The 15,473-nt window shown below is 63.8% G+C and carries 13 protein-coding genes; 12 read left to right on the forward strand and 1 reads right to left on the reverse strand.

Features of this window, described 5'->3' with window-relative positions; genetic code table 11:
* Positions 1 to 21 precede the first annotated feature (21 nt).
* The 12 genes from mraZ to spoIVB all read left to right on the forward strand — a co-directional run bounded on the left by mraZ (position 22) and on the right by spoIVB (position 14,891).
* Positions 22 to 465 (forward strand): division/cell wall cluster transcriptional repressor MraZ, encoded by a 444-nt coding sequence (mraZ, locus tag OCV80_RS02315; RefSeq protein ID WP_021750860.1) that lies wholly within the window; start codon positions 22 to 24, stop codon positions 463 to 465.
* Between the two features lie 6 nt (positions 466 to 471).
* Entirely contained in the window at positions 472 to 1,416 is a 945-nt protein-coding gene (rsmH, locus tag OCV80_RS02320; protein ID WP_136891000.1) for a 16S rRNA (cytosine(1402)-N(4))-methyltransferase RsmH, read from the forward strand.
* Positions 1,417 to 1,495: 79 nt separating this feature from the next.
* On the forward strand, positions 1,496 to 2,065 hold the full coding sequence (locus OCV80_RS02325; RefSeq protein ID WP_025544668.1) for a hypothetical protein: 570 nt from the start codon (positions 1,496 to 1,498) through the stop codon (positions 2,063 to 2,065).
* A 117-nt stretch (positions 2,066 to 2,182) separates the two neighbouring features.
* Positions 2,183 to 4,648 (forward strand): penicillin-binding transpeptidase domain-containing protein, encoded by a 2,466-nt coding sequence (locus OCV80_RS02330; RefSeq protein ID WP_119311562.1) that lies wholly within the window; start codon positions 2,183 to 2,185, stop codon positions 4,646 to 4,648.
* Positions 4,649 to 4,763: 115 nt separating this feature from the next.
* Positions 4,764 to 6,212: a UDP-N-acetylmuramoyl-L-alanyl-D-glutamate--2,6-diaminopimelate ligase gene (locus OCV80_RS02335; RefSeq protein WP_136890999.1), complete on the forward strand. Its 1,449-nt coding sequence runs from the start codon at positions 4,764 to 4,766 to the stop codon at positions 6,210 to 6,212.
* A gap of 414 nt (positions 6,213 to 6,626) precedes the next feature.
* Complete coding sequence (gene mraY, locus OCV80_RS02340; RefSeq protein ID WP_036631121.1) at positions 6,627 to 7,613, forward strand: phospho-N-acetylmuramoyl-pentapeptide-transferase; 987 nt, start codon at positions 6,627 to 6,629, stop codon at positions 7,611 to 7,613.
* Between the two features lie 65 nt (positions 7,614 to 7,678).
* On the forward strand, positions 7,679 to 8,920 hold the full coding sequence (gene ftsW, locus OCV80_RS02345) for a putative lipid II flippase FtsW (RefSeq protein WP_174233003.1): 1,242 nt from the start codon (positions 7,679 to 7,681) through the stop codon (positions 8,918 to 8,920).
* Positions 8,921 to 9,051: 131 nt separating this feature from the next.
* Positions 9,052 to 10,188: an undecaprenyldiphospho-muramoylpentapeptide beta-N-acetylglucosaminyltransferase gene (gene murG / locus OCV80_RS02350; RefSeq protein ID WP_136890998.1), complete on the forward strand. Its 1,137-nt coding sequence runs from the start codon at positions 9,052 to 9,054 to the stop codon at positions 10,186 to 10,188.
* Between the two features lie 64 nt (positions 10,189 to 10,252).
* A complete protein-coding gene (gene murA, locus OCV80_RS02355; RefSeq protein ID WP_021750850.1) occupies positions 10,253 to 11,524 on the forward strand; it encodes a UDP-N-acetylglucosamine 1-carboxyvinyltransferase in 1,272 nt (423 codons plus the stop codon).
* Between the two features lie 10 nt (positions 11,525 to 11,534).
* Positions 11,535 to 12,296, forward strand: coding sequence for a cell division protein FtsQ/DivIB (locus tag OCV80_RS02360; RefSeq protein WP_267288163.1), 762 nt, complete (start codon positions 11,535 to 11,537; stop codon positions 12,294 to 12,296).
* Positions 12,297 to 12,511: 215 nt separating this feature from the next.
* Entirely contained in the window at positions 12,512 to 13,633 is a 1,122-nt protein-coding gene (gene ftsZ, locus OCV80_RS02365) for a cell division protein FtsZ (RefSeq protein WP_021750847.1), read from the forward strand.
* 190 nt (positions 13,634 to 13,823) lie between these two features.
* Positions 13,824 to 14,891, forward strand: a complete 1,068-nt coding sequence (gene spoIVB, locus OCV80_RS02370) for a SpoIVB peptidase (protein WP_119311558.1) — start codon at positions 13,824 to 13,826, stop codon at positions 14,889 to 14,891.
* 76 nt (positions 14,892 to 14,967) lie between these two features.
* On the opposite strand, the gene OCV80_RS02375 is transcribed toward spoIVB, so the two are convergent.
* Positions 14,968 to 15,396 carry a helix-turn-helix domain-containing protein gene (locus OCV80_RS02375; protein ID WP_021750844.1) on the reverse strand — a complete coding sequence of 143 codons (429 nt, stop codon included), beginning with the start codon at positions 15,394 to 15,396 and terminating at the stop codon, positions 14,968 to 14,970.
* Positions 15,397 to 15,473: the final 77 nt, after the last annotated feature.

Genomic DNA, 15,473 nt, shown 5'->3' on the forward strand with positions numbered 1-15,473 from the left:
GCGGGAAAGGGGGGATCAACCGTGGCCAGGCTGTTGGGAAAATCCAACAACAGCATCGACTCCAAGGGCCGTCTGGTGATCCCCTCCGCCATGCGGGAGGCCCTGGGCGACACGTTCTACATTACCATCGGCGCGGAGCACTGCCTGACCATTTACCCTCAGGCCAAGTGGGACCAGATGTCCGAGGAGATGGACGACCTCTCCTATACAGAGGCCCGGGCGCTGACGCTGCTATACGCCAACGCCGTCCAGTGTGAGCCGGACGCCCAGGGGCGGGTGCTGATCCCTGCCAGCCTTCGGGCCCACGCGGGACTGAAAAAGACCGCCACCATCGTGGGATTGAATTCCTTCGCCGAGATCTGGGACGAGAAGACCTGGACGGAGCGGGAGCAGCGGATGCTGGAGAGCGACGATATGGCCGCGGCCATGGACGCCCTGGCCCGTGTCCGGCGCAGCCGCGGGTGAGTGCCGATGGAATACACGCACAAGCCTGTTCTGCTGGACGCCTGCATCCAAGCACTGAACATCCGCCCCGATGGGATCTATGTGGACGGCACCCTGGGACGAGCCGGACACTCTCGGGAGATCGCCGGTCGGCTGACCACCGGGCGGCTCATCTGCATCGACCGGGACCAGGCCGCCATCGACGCGGCGCAGGACCGTCTGGCCCCCTGGCTGGCCCGGGTGACGCTGATCCACAGCAACTTTTCGGAATTGAAGGAGGTCCTGTCCCGGTGCGGTGTCAGCGGCGCCGACGGGATGCTCTTTGACTTGGGCGTGTCCTCTCCCCAGCTGGACGACGCCTCACGGGGCTTCTCCTATATGCAGGACGCCCCGCTGGACATGCGGATGGACACCTCCGCCCCCCTGAGCGCCGCGGACATCGTGAACACCTGGAGCCAGGAGGAGCTGCGGCGCATCCTGTTTGAATACGGCGAGGAGCGGTACGCCCCCGCCATCGCGAGAGCCATCGTCCGGGCGCGGGAGACCGCGCCTGTGAAGACCACCCTGGAGCTGGTGGAGATCATCAAGAGCGCCATGCCTCCCGCAGCTCTGCGGGAGAAGCAGCACCCGGCCAAGCGGAGCTTTCAGGCCATCCGGATCGCGGTCAACGGTGAACTGGATGCCCTGCCCCCCATGCTGCGGGCGGCGGTGGACGGGCTGAACCCCGGCGGTCGCCTGGCCGTCATCACCTTCCACTCTCTGGAGGACCGGATCGTCAAGCGGACGCTGGCGGAGCTGGCCCGGGGATGCGTCTGCCCGCCGGAGTTTCCGGTGTGCGTGTGCGGCAAAAAGCCCCAGGTGCGGCTGGTGACCCGCAAGCCCGTCACGGCGGGCGGCGCGGAGCTGGAGGAGAATCCAAGGGCCCGCAGCGCCAAGCTGCGGGTGGCGGAAAAGTTCGGCTTTGACCTTTGACCACACCGGGACCATCCGGTGTTAATGTGTGTGAGAACGGCTCCGTGCCGGTATGGCGGAGCAAAAGGAGGGACCTTCTTTGGCAGCAGCGCGGGAACTGCGGTACAACAGCCGCAGCGCGGTATATGGGGACTTGGCGTACGACCTGGACCGGGAAGTCCGGGAGCGCGCTCTTCGGCACGCCGGAGAGGCTCCCCGTCACCAGACGGCGGTAGAGGCCGTCCCCAAGGCGAAGCCCCGGGTGCGGAGCCTCTCCAAGGCGCAGGTACGCCAGCGGCAGAAGGTGTCCGTCCTCTCCGTTTTGGGCGTGGGCGCGGCCATCGGCCTTGCAGTGATGGTGCTGATGGGCTACATCCAGCTGACGATCATCTCCGACGAGGTGGTGTCCCTCCAGAACCAGCTGGAGGAGCTGCAGACGGAGAACGTCACACTCACCGCCCAGCACGAGCAGATGTTTGACCTGGCCACCGTGAAAGAGGTGGCGGAGGCGGCGGGCATGAGCAAGCCCAGCAGCAGCCAGATCTATTACATCGATCTGTCGGAGGGCGACAGTGCCGTGGTCTATCAGCAGGAGGAGTCCAATCTGCTCAGCCGTTTGCTGACCTCGCTGAACCACGGGATCTACGCCGTGGTGGAATATTTCGAGTGACGGCCGCACTATAATGAAGCGAACGGTGGGGAGTAAGAAGGGGGCCTTCTTACTCCTTGCTTTGGTATTGCGTATGGACGGGGGAAGCGGCCCCGGCGTTCCGAAAGGAGAACAGGCATGACGGACAGACCCAGAAGAAAGAGCGACGCCGCCCGCCGGGCGAACCAGGTAATCCGGGGCAGGACGATGCTCATCATGCTGCTGTTGGGTGTGGCCTCCTTCACAGTGCTGTTTTGGAAGCTGTACGATCTGCAGATCAACCGGCACGACGAACTGAAGGCCGAGGCGGTGAGCCAGCAGACCGACAGCATGGTCATCAGCGCCTCCCGGGGGACGATCTACGACAAAAACGGCGAGATCATGGCCATCTCCTACTCCACGGAGACAGTCTTACTGGATCCCGGTGGCGTCCAGGACTTTGTAGAGTCCCAGGAGCAGAAGATCCAGGATGCGGCCGAGGAGGCTGCCGAGAAGGGAGCGCCTTACACGGCGCCGGAGGTGCTGGACCAGGCGTATATCGCCCGGGGCCTCAGCCGCATTCTGGATGTGGAGGAGGAGACCATCCTGGAGCACCTGGAGAACACCGCCAACCGATACTGGGAGGTCAAAAAGAAGGTAGACCAGGACGTGGCCGACGAGGTCCGCCGGTTCATCAACGGAGAGATCGACGATGAGGGGAACCAGCTTACCACGGTGGACGAGGACGGCAACACCGTTCTCATCTCTACCGGCGGGCGGCCCACCCGGCTCCAAGGCATCTCCCTGACGCCGGACACCAAGCGGCTGTATCCCTTCGGCTCTCTGGCAGGCAATGTGATAGGGTTCGTCAATGCCAACAATATGGGCGCCTACGGGCTGGAGGCGTCCTATGATGACGTGCTCAGCGGCAGCACTGGACTGACCATCACGCCTACCAACGTAAACGGCACGCCGTTGTTGTTCAGCGGCGGCGAGCAGATGTTTGATGCGGAGAATGGCAGCAGCTTGGTGCTGACTCTGGACACCAACGTCCAGTACGCCCTGGAAAAGGGCCTGGAGAGTATGCTGGATAAGTACGACGCGGCCAACGGCGGCACCGGCATCGTCATGGACGTGAACACCGGCGGCATTGTGGCCATGGCCTCCTATCCCAACTATGATCCGGGAGACTTTTCCACCATCTATACTGAGGGACTTCAGGCGGAATTGGATGCCGCTCTGGCGGAGATCCAGCAGAACCGCAGCACCTACGAGACGGAGGAGGCGTACAATCAGGCGCTGGCGAATGCCCGGGCCACCATCCAGTTCAAGCAGTGGCGGAACAAGTGCTATCAGGACACCTACGAGCCCGGCTCCACCTTCAAGCCCATCACGCTGGCCACGGCCCTGGAGGAGGGCGTGGTGAACATGAACACCACCTTCACCTGCACCGGCTCCATCCACGTGGAGGGCTGGGGAAAAGCCATCAACTGTTCCAAGCGGGCCGGCCACGGCACCCAGACCCTGAAGGTGGCTACCGGCAACTCCTGCAACCCGGCCTTCGTCACCATGGGCCTGAAGATCGGCACGGAGGCATACTACCGCTATCTGAAGTCCTTCGGCCTCATGGAGACCACCGGTATCGACCTGCCTGCGGAGGCGGAAGGCATCTTTGCCAATGAGGACAGCTTCAACTCCAACGTGGTTTCCCTGGCGGCCTACTCCTTCGGACAGACCTTCAACGTCACGCCCCTGGAGCTGATCCGGGCCCAGGCAGCCACCATCAACGGCGGCTATCTGTATACCCCCTATCTGGTAGAACAGGTGCTGGACGACGAGGGCAACATCCTCAGTCAGCACGAGACCACAGCGGTGCGGCAGGTCATCAGTGAGGAGACCTCCGCCAAGGTGCGGGAGTGCCTGGAGTGGGTGGTGTCCGACGGCGGCGGCCGCAACGGACAGGTGACGGGCTACCGCATCGGCGGCAAGACCGGCACTGCGGATAAAACCGGCACCAAGGACGTGGTGGTGTCCTTTATGTGCTTCGCCCCGGCGGACGACCCACAGTACATCATGCTGCTGACCATGGACACCCCCAGCCGCACGACCGGCACTGCCGTGTTCGGCGGCACCATGGTGGCCCCGGTGGCCAGCCAGATCATGAGCGAGATCCTGCCTCTGCTGGGCGTTGAGCCGGATTACACCGCCGAGGAGCTGGTGGGCGCTGACACCACGGTTCCCAATGTGGTGGGACAGACCAGGGAGGCCGCTGAAGATCGGCTGGCTGACCTGGGCTTCACCTTCCGCACTGTGGGGGACGGGGACACGGTCACCGACCAGACCCCCGCCGGCGGCGCCATCGTGCCGGGAAATGCCTCCATCATCCTCTACCTGGGGCAGGAGAAGCCGGACACCCCCTGCACCGTGCCCAATGTGGTGGGGAAGAGCGCCTCAGAGGCCAACAAGGCCATCACCAACGCCGGACTTATCATGAAGGTGACCGGTACCACCACAGCCAGCTCCGGCAATGTCTACGCCATTACCCAGTCTCTCCCTGCGGGCACGGAGGTGGCGGCGGGCACGGTGGTGACCGTCCAGTTCGGCGACAACTCTGTCCTGGATTGAGAAAGCAGGTTCTGCATGGTTTTTGGCACCTTCCTCCGTATACTTTGCAAATCCCCTTGTTTATAATGAGGGACGGCAAACTGCTGCCAGACTGAACAAAAGGGGTGTGCATACAATGCATTTGAAAACGCTGCTGGCAGGGCTCTCCCTGCGGTCCGCTACCGCGGACATGGAGACGGAGATCACCCATATCAGCTATGACTCCCGGACCACGGCACCCGGGGACGTCTTCGTGGCCATGACCGGCTTTGCCACCGACGGCCACGCCTATATCGGAAAGGCTGTGGCGGCGGGAGCCGCCGCGGTGGTGTGTGAGCGACCGCCGGAGGACAGCTCCGTGCCCTATGTCCTGGTGGAGAACTCTCGCCGGGCCCTGGCGGTGATGGCCGCCAACTATTACGGCCATCCGGCAGACAGCATGACCATGGTGGCCGTCACCGGCACCAACGGCAAGACCACCACCACCTATCTGCTCAAGGCCATCCTGGAACAGGAGCTGGGGGCCAAGGTGGGCCTGATCGGCACCAACCAGGATCTGATCGGCGATGAGGTGGTGCCCACTGAGCGCACCACGCCGGAGTCCCTGGAGCTCCAGGAGCTGTTTGCCCGGATGCGCTCCGCTGGCTGCACCCATGTGGTGATGGAGGCATCCTCCCACGCTCTGGCGCTGGACCGGGTGTACGGTATCCACTACGCGGTGGGCATTTTCACCAACCTGACCCAGGACCACCTGGATTTCCACAAGACCATGGAAGCCTACTGCGACGCCAAGGCCATCCTGTTCCAGAACTGCGACGTGGGCGTCTGCAACGCCGACGATCCCTGGACAGAGCGGCTGCTGCAAAACGCCGCATGTCGGCAGTACTTCTATGCAGAGCACGCCGCGGCAGACCTGCGGGCGGAGCATATCACCCTTGCGGCGGACCACATCGCCTTCGATGCGGTGACAAAGGATAGCCGCACGCCCATCAAAGTTGGCATTCCCGGCGGGTTTATGGTATATAATACGCTGGATGTGCTGGGTGCGGCTCTGGCTCTGGGCGTTCCTCTGGAAAAGAGCGCCCGGGTGCTGGCTGCAGTTCCCCATGTGAAGGGGCGGGTGGAAGTGGTCCCCACACCGGGAAAGGACTACACGGTCCTGATCGACTACTCCCACACGCCGGATAGTCTGGAGAATATTCTTCGCACCGTGAAGGGCTTTGCCAAGGGACGCACCGTGGCCCTGTTCGGCTGCGGCGGCGACCGGGACCGGACCAAGCGGCCTATTATGGGCAGCGTGGCGGCGGAGCTGGCGGACTTTGTGGTGGTGACCTCCGACAACCCCCGGACCGAGGACCCGGAGGCCATCATCGCCGACATCCTGCCGGGCCTGGAGGGCAGCGGCACCCCCTACCAGGTGATCTGCGACCGGGTGGAGGCCATCCACTGGGCGATGGACCACGCGCAGCCCGGCGATGTGATCGCCCTGTGCGGCAAGGGCCACGAGACCTACCAGGAAGTGAACCACGAGAAGCACCACATGGACGAACGGGAGATCGTGGCGGAGCACTTGACGGGGAAGTAACCGCCGGACGTCCGGCGTCAAGCGGTTTGCCGCAGGCAAACCCTTGAAATCGGCTGAATTCACTTCGGGCGATTTGAGTCAAATGCGGGGTCCCCACAAAATCGGAGATTTTGTGGGGCGTGAACCACGAGAAGCACCACATGGACGAACGGGAGATCGTGGCGGAGCACTTGGCGGGGAAGTGACCGCCGGGCGTCCGGCGTCAAGCGGTTTGCCGCAGGCAAACCCTTGAAATCGGCTGAATTCACTTCGGGCGGTCCGCGTGAAATGCGGCGGTCAGCCGTGGGCGGCGCCGCATGGACAATGGGATACGGCGGGACATCCGGCGGAGGATCGGCCGCCGGAGAACCGCTGGAATCAGGAACGTACCAAAGGGCCGGGGCTGTGCCCGGCGAAGGAGAGGGAGACGGATATATGACACTTTCTTTGATCGCGGCGGCCGTCAGCTTTGTGCTGACGCTGCTCATCGGCAGATTTCTCATCCCGGAGCTGCGCAAGCTGAAGGCCGGCCAGGAGATCCGGGAGGACGGACCCACGTGGCACAAGTCCAAGGCCGGCACGCCCACCATGGGCGGCATCATGTTCATCCTGGGTGCGGGCGTCACCGTGTTCATCCTGGGTTGGAGCTTCATGCTGGAGGGGGTGTTCTGGCACCTCTACGTGTATCTCTTCGCCCTGATCTTCGGCCTGATCGGCTTTGTGGACGACTACCGCAAGGTCCGCCAGCACCAGAACGAGGGACTGACGGCCCGGCAGAAGTTCATCCTTCAGCTGGCGGCGGCGGTGGTGTTCCTGGTGCTGATGCGGTACGAGGGCCTGCTGACCAACGACCTGTATATCCCCTTCCTGAACATGAGCTTTACCATCAACTGGATCGTGTATCTGATCTTCGCGGCCTTCGTCATTGTGGGCTGCGTCAACGCTGTGAATCTGACCGACGGCATCGACGGGCTGGCTGCCAGCGTCACCTTTGTGGTGATGGCGTTCTTCACCGTAGCCGGCGTCCTCTGGAGCACCTACGGCATCCAGGCTCTGTTCCCGGCGGCTATGGCGGGAGGGCTGGCAGCCTTCTTCGTCTATAACCACCACCCTGCCAAGGTGTTCATGGGGGACACCGGCAGCCTGTTTCTGGGCGGCGCGGTGGCGGCCCTGGCCTTTGTGTTCGATATGCCCCTGGTGTTGATCCCCGTAGGCATCATCTACATTCTGGAGACGCTGTCCGATATTATCCAGGTGGGTTACTTCAAGCTGACCCACGGCAAGCGGTTCTTCAAGATGGCCCCCCTGCACCACCACCTGGAGCTCTCCGGCTGGAGTGAGGCGAAGCTGGTGGCGGTATTCTCCCTGGTGACGCTGGCGGGCTGCGTCCTGGCCTATCTGGGCGTCCAGGGACGATTCTGAGCACTCTGCGCCGGCCCGCTGCGGAGCGCGGCAAGATCCACAGACCCCGAGAGGAGGGAAGCAGTATGGTACGGCAGAAAAAAGCCCCGGCGGCCCGCCGGCGACCCATGAGTCGGGAAGAGGCCCTGGCCCGGCAGGAGCGCCAGCAGCGCCGGCGGGAGCTGGAGCAGGAGAGCCGGGAATTGGCCAAGGGGCCCATTGACCTGCCCTTCTTCATCCTGGTGATGCTGTTGACCGGCGTGGGCCTGGTGATGCTGCTGTCCGCCAGCTTCCCCTCCGCCTATTACGAGACGGACGGCCAGAACCCCATGTCCTACTTTATCCGCCAGGGCGTGTTCGCCATCATGGGCGTGGCGGCCATGCTCTTCATTGGCAAGATCAACTATCAGCGGTTCCGCGGTCTTGCAAAGCCGCTGCTGTATCTGGCCGTCATTCTGCTGATCCTGGTGATTGTTCCGGGCAACCCCTTGGCCATTACCCGGAACAACGCCACCCGCTGGCTGGGCATTCCAGGTACTTCGCTGCAGTTCCAGCCCTCGGAGATCGCAAAGCTGGCGGTGGTGATCTATTTTGCCGACAGCATCTCCAAGAAAAAGGACCGTATGCAGACGTTCCGCTACGGCATCGCCCCCTATGCGGTGCTGCTGATTGTCTTGGCAGCCCTGGTGGGCATCGAGCCCCACCTCTCCGGCGCCATCCTCATCATGGGCGCCGGCGCGGTGATGATGCTGGTGGGCGGCATCCACTGGAGATGGGTGGGGCTGGCTATGGGTGCAGCCGGACTGCTGCTGTATCTGGTGCTGGGCGTGATCGGCTACAACGCCTCCCGCATCGAGATGTGGCACAACCCCTGGCTGGATCCCCAGGGAGCCGGTTACCAGCTGCGCCAGAGCCTCATCACCATCGGCTCCGGCGGGCTGTGGGGCGTGGGCCTGGGGAAGAGCCGCCAGAAGTTTCTCTATCTGCCGGAGGAGCACAACGATTTCATCTTCGCCATCGTCTGCGAGGAGCTGGGCCTGATTGGCGCCACCGTTATCATGCTGCTGTTCGCGGCGCTGATTCTCCGGGGCTTCTGGATCGCCCTCCATGCCCGGGACCGGTTCGGCAGCCTGATGGTGGTGGGCGTCATGACCCTGGTGGGCCTTCAGACCTTTTTGAACATCGGCGTGGTGACGGGCCTGCTGCCCACCACCGGCATCTCCCTGCCGTTTTTCAGCTATGGCGGCACGGCGCTGTCCATCCAGCTGGCGGAGATGGGCATCGTCCTGTCGGTATCCCGGCAGATGAAGCCTACAAAGGCGGGGTAGTACGACCCAGAGGAGTTAAGAGATAAAAGATAAGAGATAAAGGCGGAATCTCAAAATGTCCGGCTGTGCCGGACACCGAATCTCTTCTCCCTTCACTTTTATCTCATATCTTTCGATTGGAGTGCAGCAAAGTGGAAGCATCATTGAAGAAGGTGATCTTCACCTGCGGCGGCACGGCTGGGCACGTGAACCCGGCTATCGCGCTGGCCCAGCTGATGCGCGAAAAGGACCCGGAGACAGAATTTTTGTTCGTGGGAGCGGAGCGGGGACTGGAGAAGGACCTGATCCCCAAGGCGGGATACGACTTCCGCACCGTCCACATCTCCAGCTTCCACCGGTCCTTCAAGCCTCGGGAGATCCGGCACAACCTGGTCTCTGTGGGGAACCTCCTTCGGGCGCCCGGAGAGGCCCGGGCCATTCTGCGGCAGTTCCGGCCGGACGTGGTCATCGGAACGGGGGGATACGCCAGCTTCCCTATGGTGAAGGCCGCTGCCAAGGCGGGGATCCCCACGGCCGTTCACGAGTCCAACATGGTGCCCGGCCTCACCACGGAGATGCTGGAGCCCTTCGCGGACCGGATCATGGTGGGGTTTGAGGCCTGCCGGGAGCACTACCGCCACCCGGAGAAGGTGATCGTCACCGGTACGCCGGTGCGGCGGGACTTCTTCCATCTGACGAAGGCACAGGCCAAGCGCCGCCTGGGCGTGGAAGACGGCCGGCCCCTGCTTGTGTCCTTCTGGGGGTCCCTGGGGGCCTCGGGCATGAACCGGCAGATGGCGGACTTCCTGGCGCTGGAGGCGGCCAAGGAACCTTTCCACCACATCCACGGCGCCGGAAAGGATGGCTATCCAGTGCTGCTGAAGCTGCTGCGGGAGAAGGGAGTGGACCTGGCGGACCACCCGGCGCTGCAGGTGCGGGAGTACATCTATGATATGGCCGCCGTCATGCGGGCGGCGGATCTGGTGCTCTGCCGGGCGGGGGCCTCCACCATCAGCGAGCTGACGGCACTGGGGGTCCCGGCGCTGATCGTGCCGTCCCCCTATGTCACCAACAACCACCAGGAAAAAAACGCGAGGGTCCTGGAAAACGCCGGCGGTGCCGCGGTGCTGCTGGAGAAGGACTGCTCCGGTCAGGCGCTGTTCCAGGCGGCCTGCGGCATCCTTCATGACGGAGCGCGCCGGGCCTCCATGGAGCGGGCCATGTCCGCCCTGGGAATCCGGGACGCCACAGAGCGAATTTATCAAACCGTGCTGGAAATCTGCCAGTAACCACGAAACCCCGCCGGCCATAGGATGGACTGTTGAACCATTCTGGATTCGGAGGGGAACGGATATGAGCCAGCTTTTGTCGGTGCGAGGCGGCCGCCGCCTGGAGGGAGAGGTCACGATCCAGGGGGCCAAGAACAGCGTCCTGCCCATTCTGGCGGCCACGCTGTTGGCAAGGGGGCAGGTGGCGCTGCTGGGCTGCCCCCGGCTGCGGGATGTGGACGCCTCCATCCGCATCCTGCGGCATCTGGGCTGCGACGCCCATTGGGAGGCGGATGCCCTGGCGGTGGACACCACCGCCCTGCGCCGCTGTGAGATTTCGGATGTACTCATGCGGGAGATGCGCTCCTCCGCCATTTTCCTGGGGGCGATCCTGGCCCGGTGCGGGCAGGCGGACCTGAGCTACCCCGGCGGGTGCGAGCTGGGCCCCCGGCCTATCGACCTCCACCTTGCGGGCCTGCGGGACCTGGGGGCGGAGATCCGGGAGGAGGGCGGCTTCCTCCACTGCCGGGCGGACCGGCTGCGGGGCCGGGAAGTGGTGCTGCGGATGCCATCCGTGGGGGCCACGGAGAATCTGATGCTGGCCGCCTGCGGGGCGGAGGGCGTCACGGTGATCTCCAACGCCGCCCGGGAGCCGGAGGTGGTGGACCTGCAGAACTTCCTGAACGCCTGCGGGGCTCGGGTGTCCGGGGCGGGGAGCTCCGCCGTGTCCATAGAGGGCGGGCAGGACCTCCACGGCTGTACGTACCGGGTCATGCCGGATCGGATCGCGGCGGCTACTTACCTCTGCGCGGCGGCCTCTGCCGGCGGGGACATCTATCTCCGGGGCGCGGAGGAGGGGCACCTGTCCACAGTCACCGCCGCCCTGCGGGAGGCGGGCTGCACGGTCACGGCAGACAGCGGAGGCATCCGGGCTCTGTGCCGGGAGCGGCTGCGGGCCGTGGGGCCGGTGCAGACGGCGCCCTACCCCGGCTTTCCAACGGACGCGCAGGCGGTGCTGATGGCGGCACTGCTGCGCAGCCGGGGCGCCACGGTATTTGAGGAGAACATCTTTGAAAACCGCTATCGCCATGTGGACGAACTGATCCGCATGGGGGCCAGCATCCGGGTATCTGGCCGGGTGGCGGTGGTCACGGGTGTGGAGCGGCTTCACAGCGCGCCAGTGCGGTGTACGGATCTGCGGGGCGGGGCGGCCCTGTGCGTGGCGGCTCTGGCGGCGGAGGGGGAGACCCGTGTCTCCCAGATCTGCCACATCGACCGGGGCTACGAAGACCTGGCCCGGGACCTGCGGGCTCTGGGGGCGGACGCGGTGCGCGTGGAAGAGACAGAAAACGGGTAGGAGAGACGACATGGCCAGACGCAGACATTCCAACCGGCGGCGCAGGAGGGGAAACTTCGGCTTCCTCTATAAGCTGCTGTCCGTGCTGGTGATCTGCGCGGCCATGGTGATGGCCCTGACGCTGTTCTTCCGGGTGGACACCATCGAGGTCACGGGGACTGAGCGGTACACCGAAAAGGACGTGATCGAGGCCAGCGGTATCCAGCTGGGCGACAACCTCTTTCTGCTGAACAAGTACGAGGCCGCCCGCAGCATCGCGGAGCAGCTGCCCTACATCGACATTGAGGACATCCGCATCCGGCGGGAGCTGCCGGACACTCTGCTGATCGATGTGGCGGAGTGCGGTACACCCCTGGCGGTGATCCAGGACGGCAGCGCCTGGCTGCTGAGTCCCAAGGGCAAGATCGTGGAGCAGCTGCCGGCGTCTCAGGCTGGGGACTATGCGGTGATCGACGGCTGTGAGCTGCTGGCCCCCTCGGTGGGCACGGACATCGCCCTGTCCACAGAGTTCGCCAATCAGCAGACCAGTCTGCTGGCGCTGCTGGCGGCGCTGGACGCCGCGGGCCTGACGGACCGGGTGGATGCCATCCACCTGGACGATCTGTCCCGGCTGACTATGGACTACGCCGGCCGCTTTTCTGTGGAGATGGAGTACAACGCGGACTATGACCGGATGCTGCAGATCCTGGAGGCGGGAATCAGCAAGCTGGAGAGTAACCAGACGGGCAGCATCCGCCTGGACCTGAATCCGCCGATCCTCACGCTGGACTGAGAGTGGCGGATTTGGCAGAAGATTGCCGAGACAGGGGGGACGGACCGCCGCCCCTCCTTTTTCCGGACAAAAATCTGAGGGAAAAGCCCGATGGACTCTTGACCAGAGGGCGAAAGTGTCATACAATAAACTAAATGTTATGAGATACAGGATATTGTGAATCCAAAGGGACGATCCTCCCTTTTTACACAAACGATAGTAGGAGGCACCACTATATGGCATTTGGATTGGAGACCGGTCCCGATACCGTTGTCAATATCAAGGTCATCGGCGTGGGCGGCGGCGGCAACAATGTAGTCAACCGCATGGTCCGCAGCGGCACCAAGGGCGTGGACTTTGTGGCGGTCAATACCGACAAGCAGGCGCTGAACGTATCTAGCGCCACCTATAAGATCCAGATCGGCGAAAAGCTGACCCACGGTCAGGGCGCCGGATCCGACCCCGAGGTGGGCCGCAAGAGCGCGGAGGAGAGCCGCAACCAGATCGCCAAGGCACTGGAGGACACGGATATGGTGTTCATCACTGCCGGCATGGGCGGCGGTACCGGCACTGGCGGCGCCCCCATCGTGGCGGAGATCGCCAAGGAGATGGACATCCTCACCGTGGCGGTGGTCACCAAGCCCTTCGGGTTTGAGGGCCGCCGGCGGATGCAGCAGGCAGAGGCCGGCATCGCGGAGCTGAAGGACAAGGTGGACTCCCTGGTCATCATCCCCAACGAGCGGCTGAAGCACGCCACGGACCAGAAGATCACCTTTGCAAACGCCTTCGAGATCGCAGACGACGTGCTGCGCCAGGCGGTGCAGTCCATCTCAGACCTGATCCGGGATACCGGCTTCATCAACCTGGACTTCGCGGACGTCACCGCCATCATGAAGAACGCCGGCATGGCCCACATGGGCGTGGGTCGGGCCGCCGGCAAGGGCAAGGCCGAGGAGGCCGCCAAGATGGCCATTTCCAGCCCCCTGCTGGAGACCTCCATCGAGGGGGCCAAGGGCGTGCTCATCAATGTCACCGGCTCCATGGACATCGGTCTGGAGGAGGTGGAACAGGCCGCCAGCTTGGTCCAGGCGGCGGTCCATCCCGATGCGCTCACCATCTTCGGCGCCACCTTCGACGAGACGCTGGACGACGAGATCCGGGTCACCGTCATCGCCACCGGCTTTGACAAGGTGCCGGAGCAGCTGCCCAAGGTGCCGCCCATCCAGGCGGGGGCCGCGGGCCAGCAGAGCGCCGCGGCGGAGCCCATGCCCCTGAAGGAAGAGGACGTGCCCAAGCCGGAGGAGCCGGAGGACGACCCCTTCGAGGATATTTTCAAAATTTTCAATAAGCGGGATTGAACGATTTTTTCCAGGACCTGCGGGTATTTGCCTGCGGGTCCTGTTTTTTTGCCGCCGCGGCGGCACAGTCAAAGCCTGCCATGGGGCTGCTTCCGCATTTTGCAAGGCGTGTTTTTCCGTCTGCGGCAGATGATAATCTCGCCGGCAGATCAGCGGATTTGCCGGCCGCGTTTCGGAAAGGGGTGATTTCATGTATGGACCATTTCAAAAAGCGAGACACGTGCTGCGGGGCGGAGCGGCGCTGGTCTTGGCATTGCTGCTGTGCGCGGCCATGCCGGCGCGCGCTGCCGGTGTGACGGCCGGCGGCGCGGACCAGGACACCTCCGCCCGGATGCTGGTCCCCGTGGGCCACACGGTGGGCATCAAGCTCTTTGCCCGCGGGGTGATGGTGGTGAAGGCGCCGGAGAGCGGCACGCCCGCGGATGACTGCGGCCTGCAGACCGGCGACATCATCGTCAAATGCGGCGGCGTCTCCGTAACCTCCTCAGAGCAGTTCCAATCCCTGCTCCAGGAGAATGGGGAGACGGCCACCGACCTGCAGGTCCGCCGGGAAGGCGGGAGCGTGACGCTCTCTGTTTCCCCGGAACAGAACGAGAAGGGCGCCTACTGCATTGGGGCCTGGATTCGGGACAGCATGGCCGGCATCGGCACCATGACGTATTACGACCCGGAAAGCGGCGCCTTCGGCGCTCTGGGTCACGGGATCACGGACGCCGACACGGCGCTCCTGATGCCCTTTGCCTCCGGATCCATTCTGCCCTCCACCGTGAAAGCGGTGAAGAAGGGCGCCATCGGAGAGGCCGGTGAGCTGCGGGGGGATTTCGACCTGGCCACAGATTTGGGTGATCTGTACGCCAACACCACCAGCGGCGTCTTCGGCACGCTGGACCCCGGCGAATTCACCGAGCGGCTGGGCGATCCCATGCCGGTTGCGGCCGCCGGGGAAGTCCACGCCGGTCCTGCCACCATCCTCTCTAATGTGGAGGGTGATGCCGTTCAGGAATATGATGTGGAAATTTTACAGGTTGTAGAGAATGCAGCAGACGGCCGGGACCTGGTGATCTCTGTGACGGACCCGGAGCTTCTGGCCGCCACAGGCGGCATCGTCCAAGGTATGTCCGGCAGCCCGATCCTGCAAGACGGAAAATTCGCCGGTGCGGTGACGCACGTCCTGCTGAACGATCCAAGCAAAGGGTATGGAATTTTGGTGGAAACTATGCTGGCAGCGGGAGATTTCTCAGAAGAACCCGTGGCCTGACATGGTCTCCCAGGCAGACAGCGGCGGCGGGAAGCATTTTGCTTCCCGCCGCCCCGGAATTTTTTACAATACAGATTTACGACTCTCCGCGCGGGAGTTCCTGCGCTTGGACAGTGGATTCGGCCTCCGCCTGGAAACTGCGGAACGCCGCAAAGTTCAATAGAATCAACAATAAATTGACCATCACAAAGGCGATCAGCACCCCGGCCACGATCCTCCAGATCCGCCGGGCCCGGCGGTTTTTCACCGCCAGCTGCTCGGCGATGCGGGCCAGCTGCTCCGCTGTTCCGCCGCGCTCCGCCTCTGGCGGGACCTCCGGCCCCAGCAGAGCCGCGGAGGTGGTGTCCAGCTCCTCCGCCAGCCGGATCAGCAGGTCCGCGTCCGGCACGGACCGGCCTTTTTCCCATTTGGAGACGGTCTGCCGCACCACATGGAGTCGGGCGGCCAGCTCCTCCTGGGAGAGGCCCTTGGCCTTCCGCAGGGCCTTCAAATTCTCTGCAAGCATTGCGTTGCCTCCTTTCCGGGATCATTCTACCAGGGGAACCGCCGTTGCGGCAAGCAACGCAGACGCACATGGCCCCT

The organism is Oscillibacter acetigenes (genome assembly GCF_025567605.1).
Lineage (GTDB): Bacteria > Bacillota > Clostridia > Oscillospirales > Oscillospiraceae > Oscillibacter > Oscillibacter welbionis.